The 24,981-nt window shown below is 39.5% G+C and carries 25 protein-coding genes; 10 read left to right on the forward strand and 15 right to left on the reverse strand.

The features are described 5' to 3' along the window. The 3 genes from R2Q78_RS17595 to cmk all read right to left on the reverse strand — a co-directional run bounded on the left by R2Q78_RS17595 (window position 1) and on the right by cmk (window position 2,617). Complete coding sequence (locus tag R2Q78_RS17595) at window positions 1-1,173, reverse strand: efflux RND transporter periplasmic adaptor subunit (RefSeq protein WP_316793861.1); 1,173 nt, start codon at window positions 1,171-1,173, stop codon at window positions 1-3. A gap of 23 nt (window positions 1,174-1,196) precedes the next feature. Beyond that, complete coding sequence (locus R2Q78_RS17600; RefSeq protein ID WP_316793862.1) at window positions 1,197-1,784, reverse strand: TetR/AcrR family transcriptional regulator; 588 nt, start codon at window positions 1,782-1,784, stop codon at window positions 1,197-1,199. 152 nt (window positions 1,785-1,936) lie between these two features. Beyond that, window positions 1,937-2,617 (reverse strand): (d)CMP kinase, encoded by a 681-nt coding sequence (gene cmk / locus R2Q78_RS17605; RefSeq protein ID WP_316793863.1) that lies wholly within the window; start codon window positions 2,615-2,617, stop codon window positions 1,937-1,939. Between the two features lie 81 nt (window positions 2,618-2,698). Here cmk and arfB point away from each other — a divergent pair, with 81 nt between their 5' ends. Further along, a complete protein-coding gene (gene arfB / locus R2Q78_RS17610) occupies window positions 2,699-3,109 on the forward strand; it encodes an alternative ribosome rescue aminoacyl-tRNA hydrolase ArfB (protein ID WP_316793864.1) in 411 nt (136 codons plus the stop codon). On the opposite strand, the gene R2Q78_RS17615 is transcribed toward arfB, so the two are convergent. The 3 genes from R2Q78_RS17615 to lon are packed head-to-tail and all read right to left on the reverse strand — an operon-like array spanning window position 3,106 to window position 7,133. Beyond that, window positions 3,106-4,059 carry a lipid A deacylase LpxR family protein gene (locus R2Q78_RS17615; RefSeq protein WP_316793865.1) on the reverse strand — a complete coding sequence of 318 codons (954 nt, stop codon included), beginning with the start codon at window positions 4,057-4,059 and terminating at the stop codon, window positions 3,106-3,108. The genes arfB and R2Q78_RS17615 overlap by 4 nt on opposite strands. Window positions 4,060-4,108: 49 nt before the next feature. Next, entirely contained in the window at window positions 4,109-4,615 is a 507-nt protein-coding gene (locus R2Q78_RS17620; protein ID WP_316793866.1) for a hypothetical protein, read from the reverse strand. Between the two features lie 46 nt (window positions 4,616-4,661). Further along, window positions 4,662-7,133, reverse strand: a complete 2,472-nt coding sequence (gene lon, locus R2Q78_RS17625; RefSeq protein ID WP_316793867.1) for an endopeptidase La — start codon at window positions 7,131-7,133, stop codon at window positions 4,662-4,664. Between the two features lie 313 nt (window positions 7,134-7,446). Between lon and R2Q78_RS17630 the strand changes: the two genes are divergently transcribed. Next, window positions 7,447-8,067 carry a tetratricopeptide repeat protein gene (locus R2Q78_RS17630; protein ID WP_316793868.1) on the forward strand — a complete coding sequence of 207 codons (621 nt, stop codon included), beginning with the start codon at window positions 7,447-7,449 and terminating at the stop codon, window positions 8,065-8,067. On the opposite strand, the gene R2Q78_RS17635 is transcribed toward R2Q78_RS17630, so the two are convergent. Both R2Q78_RS17635 and gpmI read right to left on the reverse strand, forming a co-directional pair. Next, window positions 8,068-8,601 (reverse strand): hypothetical protein, encoded by a 534-nt coding sequence (locus R2Q78_RS17635; protein ID WP_316793869.1) that lies wholly within the window; start codon window positions 8,599-8,601, stop codon window positions 8,068-8,070. After that, window positions 8,602-10,122 carry a 2,3-bisphosphoglycerate-independent phosphoglycerate mutase gene (gene gpmI / locus R2Q78_RS17640; RefSeq protein WP_316793870.1) on the reverse strand — a complete coding sequence of 507 codons (1,521 nt, stop codon included), beginning with the start codon at window positions 10,120-10,122 and terminating at the stop codon, window positions 8,602-8,604. Between the two features lie 143 nt (window positions 10,123-10,265). Between gpmI and R2Q78_RS17645 the strand changes: the two genes are divergently transcribed. Genes R2Q78_RS17645 through R2Q78_RS17660 form a run of 4 tightly spaced genes read left to right on the forward strand, consistent with a single transcriptional unit; the run spans window position 10,266 to window position 13,032 of the window. Continuing rightward, window positions 10,266-10,661, forward strand: a complete 396-nt coding sequence (locus R2Q78_RS17645) for a DUF4783 domain-containing protein (protein WP_316793871.1) — start codon at window positions 10,266-10,268, stop codon at window positions 10,659-10,661. Window positions 10,662-10,696: 35 nt separating this feature from the next. Then, window positions 10,697-11,539 (forward strand): carboxylating nicotinate-nucleotide diphosphorylase, encoded by an 843-nt coding sequence (nadC, locus tag R2Q78_RS17650; RefSeq protein WP_316793872.1) that lies wholly within the window; start codon window positions 10,697-10,699, stop codon window positions 11,537-11,539. A gap of 4 nt (window positions 11,540-11,543) precedes the next feature. Next, the gene (gene plsY / locus R2Q78_RS17655; RefSeq protein WP_136837505.1) at window positions 11,544-12,188 is read left to right on the forward strand and encodes a glycerol-3-phosphate 1-O-acyltransferase PlsY; all 645 of its coding nucleotides are present in this window, start codon (window positions 11,544-11,546) and stop codon (window positions 12,186-12,188) included. Between the two features lie 37 nt (window positions 12,189-12,225). After that, window positions 12,226-13,032: a M48 family metallopeptidase gene (locus R2Q78_RS17660; RefSeq protein ID WP_316793873.1), complete on the forward strand. Its 807-nt coding sequence runs from the start codon at window positions 12,226-12,228 to the stop codon at window positions 13,030-13,032. A 47-nt stretch (window positions 13,033-13,079) separates the two neighbouring features. Here the strand turns inward: R2Q78_RS17660 and R2Q78_RS17665 are convergent, their stop codons facing one another. The 4 genes from R2Q78_RS17665 to R2Q78_RS17680 form a co-directional block, all read right to left on the reverse strand. After that, on the reverse strand, window positions 13,080-14,336 hold the full coding sequence (locus R2Q78_RS17665; RefSeq protein ID WP_316793874.1) for an anthranilate synthase component I family protein: 1,257 nt from the start codon (window positions 14,334-14,336) through the stop codon (window positions 13,080-13,082). 99 nt (window positions 14,337-14,435) lie between these two features. Then, the gene (locus R2Q78_RS17670; protein WP_316793875.1) at window positions 14,436-15,713 is read right to left on the reverse strand and encodes an adenylosuccinate synthase; all 1,278 of its coding nucleotides are present in this window, start codon (window positions 15,711-15,713) and stop codon (window positions 14,436-14,438) included. Between the two features lie 40 nt (window positions 15,714-15,753). Further along, a complete protein-coding gene (locus R2Q78_RS17675; protein ID WP_316793876.1) occupies window positions 15,754-16,245 on the reverse strand; it encodes a transcriptional repressor in 492 nt (163 codons plus the stop codon). A 64-nt stretch (window positions 16,246-16,309) separates the two neighbouring features. After that, the gene (locus tag R2Q78_RS17680; RefSeq protein WP_316793877.1) at window positions 16,310-18,517 is read right to left on the reverse strand and encodes a bifunctional (p)ppGpp synthetase/guanosine-3',5'-bis(diphosphate) 3'-pyrophosphohydrolase; all 2,208 of its coding nucleotides are present in this window, start codon (window positions 18,515-18,517) and stop codon (window positions 16,310-16,312) included. Between the two features lie 228 nt (window positions 18,518-18,745). Here R2Q78_RS17680 and R2Q78_RS17685 point away from each other — a divergent pair, with 228 nt between their 5' ends. From R2Q78_RS17685 to R2Q78_RS17700, 4 genes are all read left to right on the forward strand, one after another. Next, window positions 18,746-19,378 carry a DUF4294 domain-containing protein gene (locus R2Q78_RS17685; protein WP_316793878.1) on the forward strand — a complete coding sequence of 211 codons (633 nt, stop codon included), beginning with the start codon at window positions 18,746-18,748 and terminating at the stop codon, window positions 19,376-19,378. 4 nt (window positions 19,379-19,382) lie between these two features. Next, entirely contained in the window at window positions 19,383-19,856 is a 474-nt protein-coding gene (locus tag R2Q78_RS17690) for a glutathione peroxidase (RefSeq protein WP_316793879.1), read from the forward strand. Window positions 19,857-19,886: 30 nt separating this feature from the next. Continuing rightward, window positions 19,887-20,603, forward strand: a complete 717-nt coding sequence (gene bshB1 / locus R2Q78_RS17695) for a bacillithiol biosynthesis deacetylase BshB1 (protein WP_316793880.1) — start codon at window positions 19,887-19,889, stop codon at window positions 20,601-20,603. A gap of 67 nt (window positions 20,604-20,670) precedes the next feature. Then, the gene (locus R2Q78_RS17700) at window positions 20,671-22,032 is read left to right on the forward strand and encodes an acyl-CoA dehydrogenase family protein (RefSeq protein ID WP_316793881.1); all 1,362 of its coding nucleotides are present in this window, start codon (window positions 20,671-20,673) and stop codon (window positions 22,030-22,032) included. Window positions 22,033-22,039: 7 nt separating this feature from the next. On the opposite strand, the gene R2Q78_RS17705 is transcribed toward R2Q78_RS17700, so the two are convergent. Genes R2Q78_RS17705 through R2Q78_RS17715 form a run of 3 tightly spaced genes read right to left on the reverse strand, consistent with a single transcriptional unit; the run spans window position 22,040 to window position 24,676 of the window. Beyond that, window positions 22,040-22,444 (reverse strand): hypothetical protein, encoded by a 405-nt coding sequence (locus R2Q78_RS17705; RefSeq protein WP_316793882.1) that lies wholly within the window; start codon window positions 22,442-22,444, stop codon window positions 22,040-22,042. Beyond that, window positions 22,444-23,775, reverse strand: coding sequence for an L-lysine 6-transaminase (gene lat / locus R2Q78_RS17710; protein ID WP_316793883.1), 1,332 nt, complete (start codon window positions 23,773-23,775; stop codon window positions 22,444-22,446). The genes R2Q78_RS17705 and lat overlap by 1 nt, the downstream gene beginning before the upstream one ends. A gap of 31 nt (window positions 23,776-23,806) precedes the next feature. Beyond that, window positions 23,807-24,676 carry a 1-aminocyclopropane-1-carboxylate deaminase/D-cysteine desulfhydrase gene (locus R2Q78_RS17715; RefSeq protein WP_316793884.1) on the reverse strand — a complete coding sequence of 290 codons (870 nt, stop codon included), beginning with the start codon at window positions 24,674-24,676 and terminating at the stop codon, window positions 23,807-23,809. Between the last annotated feature and the right edge of the window lie 305 nt (window positions 24,677-24,981).

The following is a 24,981-nucleotide window of genomic DNA, read 5'->3' on the forward strand; positions in this document are numbered from 1 at the left end:
TTATTTACTTTGAAGCTCCCCATATACTGAATCTGCCGATTGCTCTTCAGGTTTAATCTCAGCTCCATCTTTTAAAGACTGAAATCCCTCAAGAACTATCTTATCACCAGCTTTAAGACCTTTTGTAACTACATAAAAGTTTCCTTTTGTAAGCTCCATAATTTCCACTTCAGTATTTTTAATTATGCCTTTGCCATCTACTACATAAACAAATTTTTTGCCTTGCAGATCAATGGTTGATTTTTGAGGGATTAATAACGCATTGTCAAGATGCTGCGGGATACGTACAGAGGCGCTGGCACCACTTCTCAATAACATTAGCGGATTACTAAACGTAGCCCTCAAGCTTGCTGAACCTGTATTTGTATTGATCAATCCATTAATAGATTCGATTTTACCGTTCTCCGCATATTTCGTTCCGTCTGAAAGTACCAAGGAAACAGCAGGAATATTTTTCATTTTCGCACTAAGCGTGTTCCCTTTATAATTTCTTGAAAAATCAAGTAACTGTTTCTCGTTCATAGAGAAATAGGCATAAATCTTCGAAATATTTGAGACTGTAGTCAACGGTTGTGCACTTGATCCGCTCACAAGACTTCCGGTTTTAAAAGGAATGCTTCCTATTACACCATCAACGGGGCTGGTTATTTTGGTGTAGCCTAGATTTACACGGGCATTCACCAATTCGGCTTTGGCCTGAGCCAACGCAGCTTGCCTGCTTTGCAAGGTCAATTGGGCTGCATCAAGATCATACTTACTGATGATGTCTTTCTCAACAAGCGGCTTGGTTTTATTTACCTGAAGCTGAGCGGCGTTTACATTGGCTTCTGCGCTGCTAATCGCAGCGCTGGCAGTTCTCACCAATTGTTCATATTGAGGAGCATTGATGGTAAAAAGTAACTGTCCTTTTTTAACAGCCGCACCTTCGTCAACATATATTTTCTCAATGAATCCATCTACTTTCGGACGGATATCAACATTCTGTATGCCCTCAAGGGTAGCAGGGTAATCAGTTTCAAGACTTGTAGATTGATTGGTGACAGCAACTACTGGGTAGGCCTGAACTTGAGGAGGTCCGCCGGCAGGAGCCTTTTTCTGATCATTATTTCCACATGCACTGATCATCAGTAATGCAGGTAACAATAGGTAGAGCGATTGAATTTTAGTTTTCATATTCTAAGGGGTATTGTGCGTTATTAGGGAAATATAGTTTCAAAGATTAATTTTTTTCGTTCTTCCATGAGCGCCGTATAATCCTGGTCGTTCATGTTAAATATTATTTTATTTAAGGGAGCAGTAACCAGCGGATAAGCCATCATAGAAAAAAGATTAATCAGGAAATGCCTTGGGTTCATTTTTCTGATGGTTCCTTTTTCCATCTCAGCCTCTATCTCTTGCAGCATGCCATTTACTTTTTCCACACGGGCTATTTTTGATTCAATTACATCATGTCTGTTCATTTCCGTAATGATGAAAAGCTCACGGTAAGGAAATTGCATCGCCTGATTCATAAATACATCTATCAGGTTCTTCATTTTTTCTTTAAATGGCATGTCTGAATCTATCACATCATCTAAAAGATCTAGTAATTCTTTTTGAGCATCATGAAATACCTGGTCAAACAACGCATCTCTTGAGCGGAAATAGTAATTTACAAGGGTGCGGTTAACTCCAGCTGCATCTGCAATTTCTTGCGTAGTTGCATGAAGTTTGCCTTCTGCAAAGAATAAATTCTTAGCCGTATTTTTAATTAATTGTTCTGTTCCGGTATCTCTCGCCGTCATGATCTCTTGAGTTTGACAAAAATGTTAAACAAAAGTATGAAACGGAGATTTTAGTTAAAACATCGAATTGTAATGTTTATCCGACAAATGGATTTGTAACTAAAGATTTGCAGAAAAGGGGATAGAAGAGCCTGGTTTTTTAGAAAAGAACCTTAAATAGGCATATGCTGATGCACCTGTGAAAGTGCAAAATCAAGTTGCTCTGCTTCGCTAAGTTCAGTATTGTCCAGAATAATTGCATCTTCAGCCCTGGTCAGTGGGCTTTCTACACGCGTAGTATCTGCATAATCTCTATGAGCCAGGTTTTCAAAAACATCTTCGAGAGACGTAGACGTATCTCCCTTACTTTGCAGTTCTTTAAAACGGCGTTCTGCTCTTATTTTTGGATCTGCAGTCATGAAAAACTTAACTTGGGCATCAGGGAACACCGTGGTTCCGATATCCCGGCCATCCATTACGATGTTTTTGGACTTACCCATGCGCTGTTGCTGTTTTACCATTTCTTTTCGCACAAGCTTATTTGCGGACACCTCACTCACATTCTCCGAAACCGGCATTTGCCTGATTTCTTCCGATACCTCTTCTCCATTCAATGTAATATGTGATTGATAATCTCTTGAATGGAAATTCAGCTCGATATGTTCGAGAGCATCCCTTACGGCATCGGCATTGTTGATTTCAGTATGATTTCTAATGAAATATAGCGTTACTGCTCTATACATTGCCCCGCTGTCTATATAGATAAAGCCTAATTTTTTAGCCAAAGCTTTGGCCAGCGTACTTTTTCCACAAGACGAATAACCATCGATAGCAACAACCAGGTTTTTTCTCATATAGAACAAAGTTAGTATTTTAAGGGATCGTTTTAAATGAAATTTTTATTAACATAAACATTCATATGTTACATTTGCCGGATGTTACCCAATAAGGAAGATATATTAAAGGTTGCTGTTTTCAAAACGTCAAGGAGTGGAGGAAAGGGCGGACAGAACGTAAATAAAGTGTCAAGTAAGGTAGAACTCATATTTGATGTCGCCAATGCACCTTTTTTTACACCGGAAGAACGTTTACTCCTGAATGAAAAATTAGCCAATCGATTAGATCAGGAGGGTAACCTGCATATTGTGTCTCAGGAAGATAGAAGTCAGCTCATGAACAAAGAAAGAACAATAATTAAACTTATTGCCTTACTCAAATCAGGCCTTCATGTTCAAAAAAAACGCAAACCAACCAAGACACCTAAATCTGTGATTCGCAAAAGGCTTGCCGATAAACAGTCTGTTTCGGCTAAAAAAGAAAATCGAAAGCGTCCCCAGCTGGATTAATTGAACCTGTAAAACATGCTTATTGTTCCGTACTGATGAGCTTTTGCTGCACTTTTAATTTCTTTTGTTTTAAAAAGCATTCCAAAGTCAAAAGTAAACCTTTGCGAACTATAGTTAAACCCTATTTGCTGCGCAAATACAATCGGTTTGACACCAAAAGTCACAGGGCTATTGTCATTGAAAAGGCTGCCCTGAACCGTAGCATCATAAGCAATAAAATTCAACTGTGGCTTTGCATAAAAGAAGACCTCTCTTTTTACCAGAGTTTTCGTGTTTGCTTTATTCCCTATTACTGAATTGGTATATGCTGAATTAAATAGTTGGTTAAGTCCCCCGGCCCGAAAAAGGATCCCTGCACCCGCAGCGTTAAATGTCGTTCCCACATTTGCATATCCTTCAAAAGAAAAGTCCGTGGCGTTGTTAGATGAGCGGTGAAGTAATTTCGTATACTGGGCTGATAAATTAATGGCTACTTCATTTTTTATCTGATATTGCCAGCCATCCAGTTCATAAAATCCAACTGTATTATGGAGTAGTTCCTGGCCATCTTCTGCAAGTGAGTTGGGGCCGGTAGTCCCAAGTTCTCCACTTAACTTTAAAATGCTTTCATTTTTTTTGAACCAACTTAAACTGCCTCCGGCATAAAGGTATCCGGCGAACGGACGGTCTTGCTTATCCGGATCAGGGGCATAGCCTGAATATGGATTATACATTTTCTGCCCTGCAGATAACTCATAGATTTTTTTTTCTAAACCTGTGTTTAGTTTTTCCTGATCTACCGCCCTTCTGAAATAAATGAATAAGCCATTTGTGTAATAGCGGTCAGATCCTTGAGCAAGATAAGAGTCGTTATCACTCTTAAAACCAAATTCATTCTTGTAGCTCTGTGAAAAAGCAACTGATGAAGACAACAGAAAACCAATGAATATTAAAGTATGTTTGCAGCTCATAAACTATATAAAAAAACTCCGGTATCTTACCGGAGTTTAGTTTTTTAAATTAGAAGGTATAGCCTAAGCTAAGTCCACCATAATATGGTATAAAGAAATCTTTACTAAATACAGGACTTAATCCAGCTCTGAAAGAAAAGCCACTATCAACTGGCTGAACTCTATAAAAGAAACTCATAGTTCCGATCACATTGCTTTCGTTTTCGTTGAAAAGCACTTCACTGTTGCCACTTGTACTAATGTAAGTTGCGCCCAATCCTATTTCGAAGAATTTGTTCCCTTTTCCAAGTAGGTAGTTAAGTGAAAGCGGTACTGTAGTCACTTTGTCACCGTCAACGGAAAAATATCCGATACCGGCGCGTCCGCCCAGTCCATCTCTTTTATTGGTAAAACGTGAGTCGTAGTTAGCAGTAAAAGTTAAACCTTGTCCGCCCAGTTCAATGAAGATATTCTGAGCACGCTTCGTCTCCACAATGCTTTCCTTTACCTGTGCCTGTGCCTGCTGAAATCCGAGTGTGGTGAATAGGATCCCAAGTATTAATGTTAGTTTGTTCATCTATATAAGTTGTTAATTTGTGAGTTCAATGATAGCTAAAAACTAATTAGTTTGCAATTGTTTTAGGCTTCATACTCAGGTCTTGAGGGTTTTTTACCTTATCCTTAGTGAGTGCCAGCTCAATTACCTCCTTCATTTCTGTTACATAATGAAAATTAAGGTCCTTGATATAGCTTTCTTTAATTTCCAATATGTCCTTGCGGTTAGATTTGCACAAGATGATGTCCTTTATATTTGCTCTTTTTGCAGCAAGGATCTTCTCCTTAATTCCTCCAACTGGTAAAACTTTGCCTCGTAAAGTTATTTCGCCTGTCATCGCCAGGTTCGATTTTACTTTACGTTGTGTAAATGCAGAAGTCAGCGCGGTAAGCATGGTAATCCCCGCAGATGGACCGTCTTTTGGTGTAGCACCGGCAGGTACATGCACATGTACATCCCAATGGTCAAAAAGAACGTTGTCAATTCCAAATAAATCAGCATGAGCCCTCAAGTAAGCCAAAGCGATAATCGCAGATTCTTTCATAACCTCACCAAGATTACCCGTCAAGGTAAGTTTGCCTTTGCCTGGACTTAAGCTGGCTTCAATAAAAAGAATGTCACCGCCTACTGATGTCCATGCCAGACCCGTTACAACTCCAGCTACCTCATTGCCTTCATACAGGTCTTTGTCGAAGATCGGAGGGCCAAGAATTTTTTCTACATCATCAACGCTTAAATTGGGCTCATAAGTCTCTTCCATAGCTATTTTTGTAGCCACGCCACGAACCAGGGAACCAATTTTCTTTTCCAGTCCGCGAACTCCGGATTCTCTGGTATAGTCCTCAATTACCTTTTCTATTAACGATGTTTTTAAAGTGATATCCTTTGAATTGATACCGTGTTGCTCTTTCTGTTTTGGCAAAAGGTATTTTTTAGCGATTTCTATTTTTTCTTCAATAGTATACCCATTTACCTCAATGATTTCCATTCGGTCTAATAGAGCAGGCTGTATAGAACTCAATGAATTCGCCGTAGCAATAAAAAGAACGTTAGACAAATCGTAATCTGCTTCTACGTAGTGGTCGTTAAATGCACTGTTTTGCTCAGGGTCCAGGACTTCCAAAAGTGCAGATGAAGGATCTCCTCTGAAATCTGTTCCTACTTTGTCAATCTCATCTAATACAAATACCGGATTTGCTGCACCTGCTTTTTTAATTGATTGTATGATACGGCCCGGCATTGCACCAATATAGGTCTTTCTATGTCCGCGAATTTCCGCTTCATCCCTGATTCCACCCAGCGCCATACGAACATATTTCCTGTTTAATGCCTTTGCAATGGACTTACCCAAGGAAGTTTTACCAACACCCGGAGGGCCTACCAGGCAAATAATAGGGGCTTTCATATCTCGCTTTAACTTTAAAACGGCCAGATATTCAATGATGCGTCGTTTAACTTTTTCAAGACCAAAATGATCTTTGTCCAGTATACGCTGTGCACGTTTCAGGTCAAAATTGTCTTTCGTAAAATCATTCCATGGAAGGTCAAGCAGAAGCTCCAGGTAGTTGATTTGTACAGAATAATCCGGAGCAGCAGGGTTCATCCTCCCTAATTTCTCCAGTTCCTTATTGAAATGATCCTGAACTTGCTTGCTCCACTTTTTCTTTTTAGCGCGGGCTTGCAGCGCTTCATATTCCATGTCAGATGAGTTGCCTCCCAGTTCTTCCTGGATGGTTTTCAACTGCTGATTCAGGAAATAATCTCTCTGCTGTTTGTCAAGATCAGTACGCACCTTAGATTGGATCTGGTTTTTTAGTTCCAGCATCTGCAGTTCCAGTGTTAATAATTCCATAACCATGGTAGCCCTTTCACGAAGATTGGTCATCTCCAGCATTTTCTGCTTGTCCGATACATCAGCATTCATGTTGGAGGAAATGAAATTGATCAAAAATGAAGTGCTTTCAATATTTTTTAAAGCAATTCCGGCCTCACTGGGTATGTTGGGAGAGAGTTGTATAATCTGAGAAGACATTTCCTTTATTGAAGCTACCAAAGCTTTAAATTCCTTGTCTGTTTTATGTTTGTCTTCTGTAAATTTACTAATGGTCACCTTAATGTAAGGCTCAGACTGCACTTCCTCAATCAAACGGAAACGCTGCTTTCCTTGTATAATCACGGTGGTATTGCCGTCAGGCATCTGAAGCATTTTAATAATTTGGGCTACAGTACCAACGTCGTTCAGTTGTTCAAAAGTAGGGTCTTCAATTGAAACATCGCGTTGAGAAACGACACCGATGATCCGGTTGCCCTTATAAGCTTCCTTTATTAGTTTTATAGATTTATCTCTACCTACGGTAATAGGTATTACAACGCCGGGAAATAATACGGTATTTCTTAAAGGTAATATTGGTAAAATCTCGGGCGTCTCTTCATTGTTCATTTCATCTTCGTCCTGTTGAGACATCAATGGAAAGAACTCTGTATCTTCATTTATGATAGGTAGTGCATTGCTAAAATCAAACTGATCTTGTTTACTCATTAAATTTTTCTTAAAAATTAAAACGACAATCTGACAGCATGTCGCCTGCGAAATAATTAATTATATTCTATAATCGTATTTTCAACTCCTGTGCCAAAAGCACAATAAGGCGTATTATATGTTAAAAAGTCAGACATGTAACAATAATTGTAAGTAATATCATATTTTTAATTTATAGACGTTTATCTATAAGATATTTATTAATGGTACGGTAGTTGCCTGCTTTATGGTTTATTTGATACCTGAAAAATAATTATACATTTGTTTAGGGATTAGATAAAACTAAATACATTTTTTTATTAAATAATAATTGATGAACTATTTCAAGCAAACGATTTTAATATTACTTGTTATATCTGCTAACAAGGGTATCGCACAAAACTACGATAAGTTGGGTATGCAAGCCTGGATGAAAGGAGATTATAAGGGAGCTGTGGCGCAACTGGAAAAGGCTGATAATAAAGATCCAAATAATGCATCTGTCTTAAAAATGCTTGGATATTCTTACTTTCAGTGCGGTGATTTTGAAAATGCTATTTCTACATACAGCAGGTTCATTACTTTAAAGCCTTCTGACTATTCAGCATATTATTACAGAGGCAAAGCAAGACTAAATGTGGCTAATGATCCCAAGGAATCGTTGAACCAAATGAGGGAAGGTTTTTATCTTTCTGCCATCAAAGACTTTACCAAGGCAATAGAGATCAATGGGGAAGAAGATCCTCAATTGTTACAAAATAGGGGACTTGCTTATAAAGACTATGCAATCTATAAGTCTTATAAAGTAAAAAAATCTGCAGAAAAAGCCGCATGTGTAGCACTCTTTAATAATTCAACAGCAGATTTTAAAAAAATATTGTTGGTACAACCTCAACGTAAAGATATTATTGGTCTGATTGATTATGTAAAAGCCCAGGTAGTAAGCTTGAAATAATCATTGTTGAAATCTTCCAGTCACCTTGTAGTTTTTATCAGATAATAATTTTATCTGCTGGGATTTAACGATCTTATAAAGAGTATCAGGATAATAGAAAAGACTATCCGAAGAAGTATAAAGTGAATTGTTGTTTTTTATAACGACTAATAATTTACTCACCTTATTTAGCGTGTAGCTTATTTCTATTTCTTTGACAGGTACTTTTTCATTGTCTGAAATATAAGTTTCCTTGTCTTGTTGTCTGCTTAGTTTGAATAATCCCCTCCAGGAATCTTTATTGATGTCTGCTTCTGAAAATACGGCCAGTTCTTTTTTCCAGTCTGCGATCTTTATTTTTTTTGTTTCGGAAGAGCCATTCACCTCAACGGTTTTATAAACAAGAGAATTTGACTTTTTTAATCTGTCTACTTCTTTCTCAAAATAGCCTTTTACATCAAAATAGCTCAAATTAGTTTTTTGCTTTTGTTCAGCTGTATAACTACAGCTGAACAAAAGCAAAAGAACCGGATATAATTGTATTGTTTTTTTCATCTATACCAACTCGTTCCCAGTCATGATATCTGGCTTGGTGATACCCATGATTTTTAAAATAGTTGGTGCAACATCTCCCAGCTTTCCGTTCGCAATATTTTTAAAATCATTATCAATTAGTATGCATGGAACCAGATTGGTCGTATGAGCGGTATTTACGGAACCATCCGCATTTACCATATATTCTGAATTTCCATGATCTGCAAGAATAATGAAAGAATAACCGTTTTCTATACCTTTATTCACAACAAGTTCTGCGCAGCTATCAGCTGTTTCAACGGCTTTAATTACCGCGTCGAAAACTCCAGTGTGACCCACCATATCCGGATTTGCAAAATTCAGGCAAACAAAATCAGGCCAGCCTGATTCCAATTCTTTGCAAATGGCTTCTGTGATTCCTGCTGCACTCATTTCAGGCTGGAGGTCATAAGTCGCTACTTTAGGCGATGGAATGAGGATTCTCTTTTCATTCTCAAACTCCTGCTCTCTGCCACCTGAAAAGAAAAATGTCACATGCGGATACTTTTCCGTTTCTGCGATTCTAATCTGGTTTTTATGATTTTTTTCAAGTACCTCACCTAAGGTTTGAGAAAGGTCGTCTTTAGTAAATACAACATTTACCCCGCTAAAACTTTCGTCGTAAGTAGTCATCGTTACATAATACAAAGGCAGTTTATGCATCTCAAACTCAGGACAATCTTCCTGGCACAATACTGACGTGATTTCCCGGCCACGGTCTGTTCTGTAGTTAAAACAAATTACCACATCGTCAGGGCCTATAGTCGCAACCGGTTGGCCATCTGTTTGTGTAACTACAATGGGTTTTATAAACTCATCTGTAATCCCGTCACGATAAGATTGCTCTATAGCCATAACCGGATCACTTACATGTTGTCCGATTCCTTTCGTTAACAAGTCATAAGCTAATTTTACACGCTCCCATCTTCTGTCCCTGTCCATTGCATAATATCTTCCGATTAAGCTGGCTATTTTTCCTGTTGAACTTTCAAGATGGTGATTCAGGTCTTTAATGAAATTTAAACCGGAATTCGGATCGGTATCTCTTCCATCCAGAAAAGCGTGTATAAATACGTCAGTCAGACCTTGCTGACCTGCCGCGTCACATAATGCTTTCAGGTGGTTGATGTGTGCGTGAACACCTCCATCTGAAACCAAACCTATAAAGTGCACTCGTTTATTATTGGCCTTTGCATAGTCGAAAGCCTTTAGTAATACCTCATTTTTATGAAATGTACCATCACTTATTGCCTTGTTAATTCTTCCAAGTTCCTGATAAACTACCCGTCCTGCACCAAGATTCATATGCCCAACTTCTGAATTTCCCATTTGACCAACGGGTAAACCAACAGCTTCACCTGACGCTTCAAGCTTCGAATTTGGATACCTTTTCAGCATCGAATCAAAAAAAGGCGTGTTGGCCATATATGCAGCATCAGAGCTGTCTTGTTTTCCATATCCCCATCCGTCAAGGATAAGCAGTACTAATTTCTTACTATTCATTCGTGGTATAAATCTTATTGTTTTATGTGACAACCGCACATAGCAAATATAAGCCTATTAGCTCTTTTTTTTGAACCAATTTGTTTTTTATGATCTATTAATGGCATAATTTATGTGCGAACAAAGCATTAGCTATTATAGAGATGATTAAGCCTTTACTTTCTTTACTTATACTTTTTGTTCAATTCCCTTCCTTATCTGTGCTTCAAGGCGATATTATAGATACTTTGTCAACTCATTTTAAGAATGGAAATTCAAAGGAAATTGCTGTAAATTTCTCTTCGTCTGTAGATTTAATAATAATAGACGAAGAAGATGTGTACTCTAAAGCACAGGCTGAACAAATATTGAGAAGTTTTTTTTCAAAATATGTGCCGGTAAAATCAACTGTAATTCACAGGCTAAACAACAACCCTAACTATAGATATGGAGCGCTTTCACTCGCTACAAAAAGTGGAAATTTCAGGGTTTCTATTACCATGAAAAAGACAGGGACTGCTTTTTTTATAACTGAATTAAGAATTGAGGCTGATAAATAGTAGTAAAATGCTATTTTTGGGTTTAAATTTAAGTTTTGGATAAGCAAATCATAGATAGTTTTATAAAGAACGCAATTGCTGAAGATCAGGGTGACGGCGATCATACATCACTCTCCACAATCCCTTCTAAGGCGCAGGGTAAGGCTAAATTGCTAATTAAGGAGGCTGGAATACTTGCCGGTGTAGAGTTATCTTTGCAAATTTTCAATCACATAGATTCCCAATTACAAGTAGAAGTTTTTATAAACGACGGAACAGCAGTAAAATATGGTGATATTGCATTAACTGTAACTGGAAGTACGCATTCAATTCTTTTAGCTGAAAGGCTCGTGTTAAATTGTATGCAGCGTATGAGCGGAATAGCCACTAAAACCAATCATATCGTTAAATTATTAGCACCCTACCATACTAAATTATTGGATACCCGTAAGACAACGCCGGGATTGAGATATATCGAAAAATGGGCTGTTCGTATCGGGGGAGGAGTGAATCATCGCATAGGTTTGTATGATATGATTTTGATTAAAGATAATCATGTCGATTATGCAGGTGGAATTGCAAATGCCATTAACGCCGCTAATCAATATTTGAAAGATAAAAATAAAACATTGCAGATAGAAATTGAGGTGCGAAATCTTCAGGAATTGGATCAGGTTTTAGAAACTAAGGGTATTGATCGTATTATGCTCGATAATTTTAGTTTTGAAGATCTTAAAGCGGCTGTTAAAATAATCGACGGCAAATACATTACAGAAGCTTCAGGCGGTATTGTAGAAGAGAATGTCACAGCATATGCTGAATGCGGAGTGGATTTTATATCTATGGGTGCATTGACACATTCAGTAAAGAGTTTAGATATAAGTTTAAAAGCATTCTAGAATAATGATATCAATCTATTCTATATCTGCAGTTATTTTAGCCTATCTTTTTGGATCTATACCTACCGCAGTTTGGTTGGGACAAGCTTTTTATGGGGTAGACGTACGTGAATACGGAAGTGGTAACGCAGGTGCCACGAATACTTTCAGGGTATTGGGTAAGAAAGCTGGAATTGCAGTAATGACAATAGATATTGCCAAGGGATTTACAGCTACACAACTTGCCTATTATATAGGTCTATCTGTTACCGGTCCCCACAACTCGTCGCAATTTATCAATTACCAGCTTGCATTGGGTGTCACTGCCGTAATGGGCCATTTGTTCCCGATATTCGCAGGTTTTCGCGGAGGTAAGGGAGTTGCCACTCTTTTTGGAATGATTTTGGCAGTTAACTTTCAGGCAGCGATGCTTTGTGTTCTTGTCTTTGTTGTAGTACTATTGGCGACCAAATACGTATCATTAAGTTCCATTTGTGCAGGCTTTACGTTTCCCCTGAGTATAGTATTTATATTACATTCTTCAGTGAAATCAGAGGTGTTATATGGGATGTGTGTATGTATACTTATATTGGTTACCCATCAAAAAAATCTTGAAAGACTACTCAAAGGAAAAGAATCTAAAGTATATCTGTTTAAGAAAAGGAATTAGCTTCTAATAGCTAAAATCTATTAAACAAATTAAACTTATGAAACGTATATTATTTGCAGGCATAACCGTAGTCGCGTTAGCCTTCTCGTCCTGCTCTACTGTTCCCCTAACGGGAAGAAGCCGGTTAAATCTCGTTAGTGATGACCAGGTTTTGCCAATGGCATTTCAGGCCTATAGTGAGTTCCTTACAGAGAATAAAAGCGCTGTTTTATCGGCGTCCAACGCCCAGGCAGCGAAAGTCAAGATGGTAGGCAATAAATTAATTGCAGCCGTTAGAAGCTATATGAATGCCAATGGACATGCAGACCTAATTAAAAACTACAACTGGGAAGTAAATGTTGTGCAAAGTAAAGAATTAAATGCATGGTGTATGCCGGGTGGTAAGATCGTAGTATACACCGGGATATTGCCGGTTACTAAAGATGATGCCGGGCTTGCAACTGTAATGGGACATGAGATCGCTCATGCGATTGCAGGTCATTCTGCCGAACGTATGTCACAGCAAATGGTGGCTCAGGGTGCCGGAGTATTGGGTAATGTGGCAACCTCTAATAACGCGAAACAACAATCTATTTTTAATACCCTTTATGGTGTAGGGACTCCATTGATGATGTTGAGCTACGGTCGTAATCAGGAACTTGAGGCAGATAGGCTAGGGCTTATTTTCATGGCTATGGCGGGCTACAATCCTCAAAATGCAACGGCATTTTGGCAAAGGATGGCATCGGCATCTTCCGGTAGTCAAAAACCACCTGAATTTTTGAGTACACACCCAAGTGATAACACCCGTATTGCAAGGATACAAAATGCATTACCTGAGGCTCAGAAATATTATAAGCCATAGGTATAGAAGCGATTTTAATAAAAGGCTGCCAATATTGGCGGCCTTTTTTAATGCCCCAAAGTTTGCATAATGGCTTCTGCTTTTAACAGACACTCTTTATATTCCTGTTCTGCATCTGCGGCATAAGTAATGGCCCCGCCTACCTGAAATGATAAATATTTTGATCCGGCGTCATAAAGAATACTTCTGATCACTACATTGAAGTCAAAATCACCATCAGGTGTGATGTATCCAAATGAACCTGAATAAGCCCCGCGTTTGCTGGATTCATATTGTTCTATCAATTCCATCGCTTTTACCTTTGGTGCTCCGGTCATCGAACCCATCGGAAAGGCATTTTTTAATACGTCGACGATATGAACTTCCGGAGCCAATTCCGCACTCACTGTAGATATCATTTGATAAACTTGTCTGAAGCCATAGATCCCAAATAACTCTTCAACTTTTACACTGCCTTTCACCGCACTTTTTGTAAGGTCATTTCTCACCAGGTCTACAATCATCACATTTTCAGCGCGCTCCTTCTCGTCTTGCTGCAAGCTAACTTTGATAGATTCATCCTCAACAGGGTCTGCACTTCGTTTAGCCGTGCCTTTTATCGGCTGGGAGATCAATCGGTTTTGTCTTTTGCAGATAAATCGCTCGGGACTGGCAGATAGAATATAGCGATCCTTTATTTTAAAGAAACCAGAGAAAGGAGTAGGGGAGATCTTGTTCAATTCCCTGTAAATTCCAAGCGGATCAATACTGGCATGACGTGCGAAGAATTCCTGACAAAAATTGACCTCATAAAGGTCTCCCTTAAGAATGTGTTGCTGTAGTTGTTTAACCGTTTTGATATAGGCATCTTTAGCTATTCTATTCATTATCTCTGGCCTCATCCCTGCGGTCTTATCCTCAGGAGCTGAATTATTGATCTGATCTAAGATATCTTCTTCATTTCCAATCAGTACTTTAATCTCACCATGTGCTATGACAAAAAGATATTGAGGTATAAAAAAGAACAAATCAGGAAAACCTAATTCATCGGTATTTGCAGAGTTTAAGGTCTCAGTCTCATTTTTCAGATCATAACCCAATAGTCCAAACATCCAGTTCCGATGCTCATCGTAAAAGGACTTAAGCGATCCAAATGCATTGCCCGAGGTATGCGTAATGCTTTTGTCGATCCCTGCTGCAATCAGAAAATCAAATGCCCCATAAGGATCCTGGTAGTCATTGGAATCGAGGCAGCAGCAGCTATCAAAACTACCGGCCCATTGCAATGCCTTTTGCTTAAAAAGATGTAAATCCTCAACCTTCATTTAGTTGCGCAAATGTAGATAATAAGCAGCGGATTTCGCAAATGAAAGCCAATGAAAAAGGCGGCCATTGGCCGCCTTACAATATATTTGATTAAGATTTTAATCTAAGATCAGTGTTTGAGTCCTGTCCGGGCCTACAGAAAGGTATTTTACAGGCACGTCAAGCTCTTGCTCCAGAAAAGCGATATATTCAGCCAGTTTAGCTGGAATTTCATCGTTTTTAGTGATTTTAGTTACATCTGTCTTCCAACCCTGAATTTCTTTAAGCACAGGAGTAGGTTTTACAGTAATGATATCATACGGCATGTAATCAATAGTTTCGCCATTATGCTCATAATGTGTACAAGCATAGATGGTATCAAAACCATCCAGAACATCAGCTTTCATCATGATCAGTTCTGTTACACCATTCAGCATAATCGCATATTTTAAAGCAGGAAGATCGATCCAGCCACAACGACGCGCACGTCCAGTGGTAGCACCAAATTCATGACCAACTTTACGAAGTGTTTCTCCAACTTCATCGTCAAGTTCTGTAGGGAAGGGTCCGCCTCCAACACGTGTGCAATATGCTTTGAAGATGCCATATACATGACCAACTTTATTAGGCGCAATGCCCAATCCGGTACACGCACCGGCAGTTGTTGTATTGGAAGAAGTAACAAACGGATAAGAACCAAAATCTACATCCAGTAAAGTGCCTTGAGCACCTTCTGCCAGTACAGTTTTTCCTTCTTTCAAAAAGCCGTTTACATAATGCTCACTATCAACATGTGGAATGTTTTTGATGAATTCTATCGCTTCAAAGAAAGCAGCTTCTTTCTCCGTCAGATCGTATTCAAACTCATAGTGAGAAAGGATTTCTTTGTGTTTCTCAACAAGCCTGTTATAACGTTCTTTGAAATCAGGTAAGGTGGTGTCACCTACTCTTAGCCCATTACGGCCGGTTTTATCCATATAAGTCGGACCTATACCTTTTAAAGTAGAGCCAATTTTATCCTTGCCCATTTTCTGCTCATTCGCAGCATCAAGTAACTGATGTGTAGGTAAGATCAAGTGTGCTTTACGTGCGATAACAAGTTTTCCTTTAGCAACAGGATCGTGGCCTGCAGTTTTCAGGTTGTCTAATTCTCTTTTTAAAATGATGGGATCAATTACCACACCATTTCCGATTAAGTTCATTGTTTTTTCATTAAAAATACCTGATGGTATGGTATTTAGAACGAATTTTTTGCCATCAAACTCTAAAGTATGTCCGGCATTCGGACCGCCTTGAAAACGAGCTATCAAATCATATTGTGGACTTAGTACATCAACAATTTTACCTTTGCCTTCATCGCCCCATTGCAGGCCCAGAAGCACGTCTACTTGCGTCATTCTTTAAATTTAAAAATAGAAATATTTATAATTGGATATATTAACTAGCGTTTTTAATGTTAGCACTTTGGGTATTCATTGCTGCTTTTGCCGTGCAATCAAAGCAACTGCCGTATAGGTTAAGTGAATGGTGTTTAATCTCGAATTTAAGCAGGTCACCAATCATACTCTGAATCTGGTGAATGCGGGGATCGCAGAATTCTACCACTTTTCCACAGTCTATGCAGATTACATGGTCATGCTGATGATAGCCATAAGACTTCTCAAATTGTGCCATGTTTTTACCAAACTGATGTTTTGTAACCAGGTCACATGAAACCAGTAATTCCAGTGTGTTGTATACAGTTGCCCTGCTCACACGGTATTTTTGGTTTTTCATATGGATGTAAAGCGTCTCTACATCAAAATGATCATCTCTTGAATAAATCTCTTCTAAGATGGCAAAACGCTCAGGCGTTTTTCTCAGACTTTTATTTTCGAGGTAGGCTTCGAATATTTTTCTTACCAGCTCGCTGTTGTGGTTTGTAGACATAGTTTTTAAACTCCTTTCAAAGTTACCAATTTTTATATAAAACGCTAATCATTTAGAAGTATTTTTAGGCATCAAACCTCGTAACTCCTGTTACGCCTTTTACCTGCAACAGATTTTTAATCAGGTTGTCCAGGTGATCTTTGTCATTTACAAAGATCATGATTGACCCGTCAAAAATTCCATTATCAGTATCTACCGTTATAGAACGCATATTTACTTTAAAATCATTGGATATTACCTTCGTGATATTGTTGATTAATCCCACATCGTCAATTCCGATAATGTGCAGTCCTGTTAGGAAAGTCAGCTCCTGTTGTTTGTTCCATTTCGCTTTTACCACCCGGTATCCGTAGTTGGCCATCAATTGTGCTGCATTCGGACAACTTGTGCGATGAATCTTAATTCCTTCATTTACTGTTACAAATCCAAATACGTCGTCGCCTGGAATTGGGTTGCAGCATGCTGCCAATGTATAATCAATCTTCTGAAGATCTTCGCCAATCAAGAGGGTATCGGATTCAGGCCCTTTTACTTTGTTTAGTAAAGTTTCAATCTGATGATGGTCACTCCGCTCCATTCCGCGGTTTTCTATTTCTTTTTCACTGGCCAGATAATCCTTCAGATCCTTGAGTTCTATCTTGCCATTAGCCACCGCAACGAACAGCTCCTGGGTAGAGGGTAGCTTAAAGAAATAACTCAATTTATTCAGATTGTCGGTATTATAAGTAATCTTTAGCGACTTCATTTTACGCTCAAGGGTTTCCTTGCCGGTCTCAGCAATTTTTCTCTTCTCTTCTTTTAGTGAGGATTTGATCTTAGACTTCGCCTTGGCCGTAACCACTATGTTCAGCCAGTCTTCTTTTGGGGCCTGCTTGCCTGAGGTAATGATCTCTACCTGGTCTCCATTCTGAAGCTTATAAGACAAAGGAACCAGCTTATGGTTTACCTTAGCACCGATACATTTGGCACCTACATCTGTATGGATCTCAAAAGCAAAGTCCAGCGCCGTAGCACCCAGTGGCAGTTGTATCAGGGCTCCTTTAGGTGTAAAAATGAAAATCTCATCAGAGAAGAGGTTCATCTTGAAATCGTCCAGGAAGTCCAGTGCATTGGCTTCCGGATTATTCAGCATTTCCCTTACCTTCATGATCCATTGATCCAGACCATTGTCATTGCTGGACTCTTTATATTTCCAGTGTGCGGCAAAACCCTTCTCTGCAATTTCATTCATCCGCTGTGTCCGGATTTGAACCTCCACCCACTGGCCTTTTGGCCCCATTACCGTAGTATGCAGCGACTCGTAGCCATTTCCTTTTGGCGATGAAACCCAGTCTCTTAGTCTGTCGGGATTTGGTCTGTATAGATCTGTCACTATCGAATAGGCTTTCCAGCAATCTGCTTTCTCATGCTCAGGCAGACTGTCCAATATAATTCTGATGGCAAAAAGGTCATAAACTTCCTCAAAAGGAATGTTTTTGCTTTTCATTTTGTTCCAGATGGAGTGGATCGATTTTGGCCGGCCATAAATGTTTGCATGTAAACCTTGTTCAGCAAGAATTTCATTTATAGGCTCCACAAACCGTTTGATGAATAAAGTTCTTTCTGCTTTTTTTTCATTGAGCTGGGTCGCAATGTATTTGTAAGTGTCGGGCTCAAGGTATTTCATCGATAGATCTTCAAGCTCGGATTTAATGGCATATAAGCCAAGCCTGTGCGCCAGCGGAGCATAAAGGTAAATGGTTTCCGAAGCTATTTTCAATTGTTTCTGCCTGGGCATAAAATCCATAGTCCGCATGTTATGCAGCCTGTCAGCCAGTTTAATTAAGATCACCCTAACGTCATCAGCCAGGGTAAGCAGCATCTTCCTGAAATTTTCTGCCTGTAAAGAGCTATTGTAATCAAATACCCCTGATATTTTGGTTAGCCCGTCAATGATCTTGGCTGTCTTTTTCCCAAATTCACGCTCAATGTCTTCAAGTGTGATATCTGTATCCTCCACTACATCATGAAGTAGGGCACATACAATTGATGTGGTACCTAAGCCAATTTCTTCAGCAGCAATCTGCGCTACTGCAATCGGATGATAAATATATGGTTCTCCTGATTTTCGGCGCATATTTTTATGGCTTTCCAGTGCCATATCAAATGCTTTTCTGATCTCCTTTTTATCTCCTCTCTGAAGTGTTGGTTTACAGGCACGTAAAAGTGCACGGTATCGTTTTAATATCTCCTGCTTTTCTGCTTCTAAATCAATTACTAGCGCGTTCTTCATCGGTATGTGCATGTTTGTGGTGGTAGTATCCTTAAATCTAATCTTTTTTTATAAAGATGATGCCAATTATAAACAATAATTCATCCAAAATTAAGTTTGTCATTAGGATTTAACGTATTGTATTATTTACGTAAAAAATATGGCCTTTAAAGGTTAAAATATTATATTAGAGTTTAAAATAGGAATCAGCAATTTAAATTAGCTTTACCTTTACAGGGGCATAAATTTATGAAATTTTACAGGTTATTTCTTCTGCTAAGTGTCATTATTAACTGTGCGTCAGTTAAAGGGCAAATTGCTGCAATACCAAGTAAACAGATGGATGTAAAAATGCCTCAGCTGGGTAAAAATGATACCATACGTGTTGCTGCTACTAATGAAAATGGAGAAATGATCGCGTGGATCCCATTGCGTGAAGTTGCGATCTATGGAATCAGGATATTTAAAACTCAGGCAGACCGTGTCGCATTTGACAGATTGAGGTATAATGTATTAAAAGTAATGCCTTATGCTTTATTCGCAAAACGAAGATACGAACAGCTGGAAAGGGATCTGGCGCAGACTACAGTAAAAAAGGAACAGAAGAAACTGGTCAAGCAATGTGATAAAGAGATAAAAGACATGTTCAACCGCGAAATAAAGGAACTCACCATAACTCAGGGCCAGATTCTAACGAAGCTAATCGATCGTGAGGTAGGAAGAACAACCTATGACATCATAAAAGAGACCAAAGGCGGAATCACTGCCTTTGTATACCAGTCCGTAGCCAGGGTTGTGGGGCATAACCTAAAGAGCACATATAATCCCCAGGAAGATAGAGATATCGAATCCATCATTGTTTCCTCAGGATATTACCAATAACATCATGTCTGAAAACACAAAAAGCATACACCAGTTCAAGTTAAAATTGAATGGTGCTGATAAAAGTTTATCCGATTATAAGAACAAAGTATTACTCATAGTAAATATTGCATCTGGCTGCGGTTTTGCACCCCAGCTTAAGGAACTGCAGCAATTAAGGGAAGAATTTGCCGGACAGGGATTTGAAGTGCTCGGATTCCCCTCAAATGATTTCGGCCGGCAGGAGCCTCTTGAAGGTGAGGCCATTAATCAATACTGCGAAGTAACACATGGCGTTCAGTTTCCTGTTTTTGAGAAGATATTCGTTCGTGGTGAACATGCTCACCCATTATTTAAAACACTTACTCAAACCTCCACCCCGAGATGGAATTTCCACAAATATCTCGTGAATAAGGAAGGTGAAGTTGTCGATTATTTCTTCCCCTTTACAAAGCCCTTGTCCTCCAAAATAAAAAAGAAAATACAAAAGCTGTTTTAAAACGCTCCACAGATACACAAATTGAATATTATGAAGTTAGACATACTTGTACTGGCCGTTCATCCTGACGATGCAGAGCTGGGCTGTTCCGGAACAATAGTGAAGCACATCACACAGGGTAGAAAAGTTGGAATCATAGATTTTACCAGAGGCGAACTGGGCACCCGGGGTACGGCAGAAACCCGCGATTTAGAAGCTGCTGAATCTGCTAAGATACTGGGACTACATGCCCGTGAAAACTTAAGGTTCAGGGATGGATTCTTCCAGAATGATGAACACCATCAGCTGGAAATCATCCGAATGATCCGTAAGTATCAGCCTGAAATTGTCTTAACCAATGCTTTGCACGACAGGCATCCTGATCATGGCAGAGCCGGAGATCTCGCTAACGACGCCTGTTTTTTATCTGGCCTCGCCAAAATTAGTACAGAGCTGGACGGTAGCGAACAAAAGCCGTGGAGACCCTTAATGGTACTTCAGTATATTCAGGACAGGTACATCAAGCCCGATATCATTGTTGATATTACTGATCATATGGATGCTAAAATAGCATCTATTAAAGCTTTCAAGACGCAGTTCTTTAATCCCGAACTGGATGGGCCAGACACTTACATTTCTTCTCCCGACTTTTTCGAAAGCGTAATCGGAAGGGCACGCGAATTCGGTAAATCAATAGGAGCTACTTATGCAGAAGGATTTACCTCGCGTAAACTTTTGGGAGTAGATGACCTTTTTAACCTCAGGTAGCACGGATCAAATTTCGTAAATCCAACAAAAATGGCCATATTTTGTTTTGTTATACAAACAACAGAATATGGCCAATATCTTTTCCTCCCTCAAAAATGCATATACACTCTTCAAAAGTGTTGATTTTGCAAAGCTCGAAGCACTTTCAAAAAAGGTTGACCTTACTAAAATCGTCGATACCGTTTCTAATCTGGATGAAACCCAAATAAAGGGACTCATGAAAATGATGGAAACTCCATCCAAAAAGAGGGAATTGCCGCCTATCGAAGGCGACTTTTATCATCTTGGTGATGAAGCACTGAAAGATGAAGATAGGGCACTTCAGCTAAAGGTCAGGGCTTTCCTGGAAAAGGAAGTAAAACCAATTGTAAATCAATACTGGCTTAAAGCCGAATTCCCCCATGAGCTAATTCCCAAAATAGCAGAACTCAATATATGCGGACTTACCTATAATGGCTATGGATGTCCCAATAAATCAAATCTGATGGAAGGAATGCTCGCAATGGAGATGGCCAGGGTTGATACTTCTATTTCTACTTTTTTCGGTGTACAGAGCGGACTGGCGATGGGTTCTATCTATCTGCTGGGTTCAGAGCAGCAAAAACAGGAATGGCTGCCGTCTATGCAGCAATTCAAGACGATTGGTGCATTCGGTCTTACCGAGCCGGAAGTAGGCTCGGGAGCGGCTGGCGGACTCACCACTACGGCCAAAAGAAATGGCAATAAGTGGATCCTTAATGGCCAGAAGAAGTGGATCGGCAACTCAACTTTTTCAGACATAACCATCATCTGGGCACGTGATCTGGATGATAACGAAGTCAAAGGATTCCTGGTCAGGAAAGGCAATAAAGGATTCAATGTAGAGAAAATGCAGGATAAGATGGCGCTCCGGATTGTGCAAAATGGTTTGATTACATTAACCAACTGTGAAGTGGATGAGGAAGACAGGCTTCAAAATGCCAATTCATTTAAGGATACTGCAAAAGTACTCAAAATGACCAGGGCAGGTGTAGCATGGCAGGCTGTAGGTTGTGCCAGAGGGGCTTATGAAAGCGCACTCAACTATACCCGCACACGTAAACAATTTGGCAAACCCATTGCGGCTTATCAGCTGATCCAAAACCATCTGGTAGAAATGCTTTCTAATTTGACCGCTATGCAGACACTCTGCTTCCGTTTATCGCAACTACAGGATCAAAACCTGCTTACAGATGAACATGCTTCTCTGGCCAAGGTATTTTGCTCTATGCGCACCCGGGACGTGGTTAGCCGGGCGAGGGAAGTAATGGGAGGTAACGGTATATTGTTAGAATATGATGTAGCCCGTTTTGTTGCTGATGCTGAAGCCATTTATTCTTATGAGGGCACCAAAGAAATCAACACCCTGATCGTAGGACGCGCCATTACCGGTTTTTCGGCCTTCGTATAAAGGTGAACTAGTTAAACGGATTTTTCGTGACACTTGTATTGCCCATTGCTGTCTTTTCGTAAAGGGCAATACAGGTATGATTAAATGAAGGATCAAAATTTACCTTTCCCGCATAGAGCTTGTCGGGAACTGCGGTTCCCTCCATAAAATAATATACCTTGGTTGTGCCTCCTTTGTGGTGAGGTTTAAAATTGCCATAAGTTTCCAGCTCCGTCCAAATCGTATCCTTTACCGTAACTGCATATATATGCTGAATCGGTCCGGTATTATTGTCGTTTCTATAGTGTGCAATCTCTGTATAACTTCCTTTCAGGTCGTCTATCCCGGGCTGACTAAAAGTCCCTTTAATCATCCAGCCTACTAATAGTATGATGCCGGCACTTAAAATCAGGTTGGTTTTCTTATTTCCCATTACAACGCAGGTAAAATACGTTCCATCACAGAGATGCCCTCATCAATGTGTTTCTTTTCCATGCAAAGTGCTGGTCTGAAACGTATGGTCTGATTACCACATCCTAGAAACATCACATTGTTTTCCATTCCTTTACTGATGAATGCATCACGCATGGCTTTTTCAGGAAAATCAAATGCACAAAGCAATCCTTTACCTCTTACATTACTCATCTTATCAAATTTTCCGGCAAGCTTTTCAAGGTTTTCTTTCAGATATTGCCCAACCACAGCAGCATTGTCGCATAAATTGTCTTCAGCTACTATCTGCAGGATCTGCGTAGACCTTACCATATCCACCAGGTTACCTCCCCATGTGGAGTTGATGCGTGAAGGAACTTTAAAAACATTTTTTTCTACCTGATCTACCTTATTGCCAACTAAAATGCCGCATACCTGCATCTTTTTGCCAAAGGCAATGATATCAGGCCTGGCTTTCTCGCTATAATGCTGGTGGCACCAGAATTTACCGGTCAGTCCTACACCGGTCTGCACTTCATCATAAATCAAAAACGCATCATTCTCATCGGCAAGTGTTTTCAGCTGGATCAGAAACTCTTCTCTTAAATGATTGTCACCACCTTCTGATTGGATAGGCTCTACAATGATTGCACAGATGTCATCTTTATGATCGGCAAAAGCCTGTTTAATCTGAGTAATAGAAGTTTGCTCGGTTTCGATAGCTACTCTTAAGTTTTCATCCTCTAAAGGAAATTTTACAACAGGAACAGCCACTCTCGGCCAGTCAAATTTTGCAAACCACTTGGTCTTATCGGGAAGGGTATTGGTCAGGCTTAATGTATATCCTGTACGTCCGTGAAATGCCTTTTCAAAGTGTAATACCTTAAATCCTTTTTCTTCTTTGTAGCCTTTTGCAAAATTCTTCTGAACTTTCCAGTCCATAGCTACCTTAATGGCATTTTCAACCGCGAGTCCGCCGCCCGCGATAAAAAATGCATGGGGCAGATAGGGTGGGATACCGTGTCTCGAAAAGGTATCAACAAATTGTGCATACTGTTGTGTATATACATCAGAATTTGAAGGGTTGGCCAATGCTGCCTGGAGCAGACTGTTTTTGAAGGCCTCATCATTGATCATTTTAGGATGATTATAACCTAGCGGAACAGAAGCAAAGCAGGTAAAGAAATCCAATAGAGAGCGACTGTATTTAGAGTCGTAAATATAAACTCCCCGGCTCTTTTCCATGTCATAAGTGAGGTCAAACCCATCGGCTAAAATGTGCTTACTTAACGTCTCGTTTACTTTGTCCGGAGTAACAGTTAGCTGATACATAACTTCTATTTTTGGTATGTATCAAAGGTAACTAAAATTTATCCTTCATACCCATTATCCCCAGCAGTCCTCCTGTATGGATAGCCAGAATCTTTTCATTTGCTTTGAAGTAACCCTTTCCCAACAGATCGTCGATAGCAAAAAACATCTTCGAGGTATAAACCGGATCTATGAGGATTCCTTCTTGGGCAATAAAACTTTTCATAAAATGAATCAGTTCTGGTTGTGTTTTCGCATAACCTCCAAAGTGATAATCTGTATGCAGGGTTAGCTGATCAGATTTTCCGGTATAGCCTGCAATTTCATCGGCTATAAAATCGCCGCCTTTTAAAACAGGGATCACATGGAGCTGCGTTTTTAAGCCCCGCTGATGAATGCCTTTCAATAAGCCCGCGGCCGTGGTGCCGGTACCTGCAGCACAAAATATATGGTCTATGTCATTGGGCAGTTCCCTGATGATTTCAGCACAGCCTTCCACTGCTTCAGTACAGGCGCCACCCTCGTATACAAAAAATGCATCGGGATCGTCACCATAGTGAATGCTGAATAATGAGTTTTTATCTTTATAGCTTGTTCTGTCGGTAAAGATCAGCTTCATTCCGAATAGCTTACATAGCGCAAGCATTTCATTGTCCACCTGTTCACCACGTACAAAGGCGGTACTTTTCAAGCCGGCCCTGCAACATGCTGCTGCGGTAGCTACCAAATGACTGGAGTACGCACCTCCAAAGGTCACAATGTGACTTTTAGATTCTTCCTGAACTTTCTGAAGTATGTATTTGAGTTTACGCCATTTATTCCCCGAGATGTATGGGTCAATTAAATCATCTCTTTTAACCTGGACCTGGTATCTTGACGGATGCTTTAATTGTTGTAATGGGCTATAAATATCTGTAAACATTCATACAAATATAAATGCCTTTGCCGGATAAACCTTATTATTAATTATAAGGCAACCCTGTTAAGGCTTGAAATAGATTTTCCTGATCAGGTAAGGGAAAAAGTTAAGGATGATTTTAACATTTTGAGTAAAGTTTTTCATAAGCAGTTTTTATATGTAGAACAAGCACTCCTCAAACAATAGGCCAATTTCTTTTTCTGGATGTTCCCGTTAAAAGATTAGTTTTGCAGTTGAAATACATAATGAACCCTAATGTTATCAAAACGTATAACTAGGCGGAACTCGGTATGTTTTTTTAACATAAA

It is taken from the genome of Pedobacter frigoris (assembly GCF_032678645.1).
In the GTDB taxonomy this organism is placed as follows: Bacteria; Bacteroidota; Bacteroidia; order Sphingobacteriales; family Sphingobacteriaceae; genus Pedobacter; species Pedobacter frigoris_A.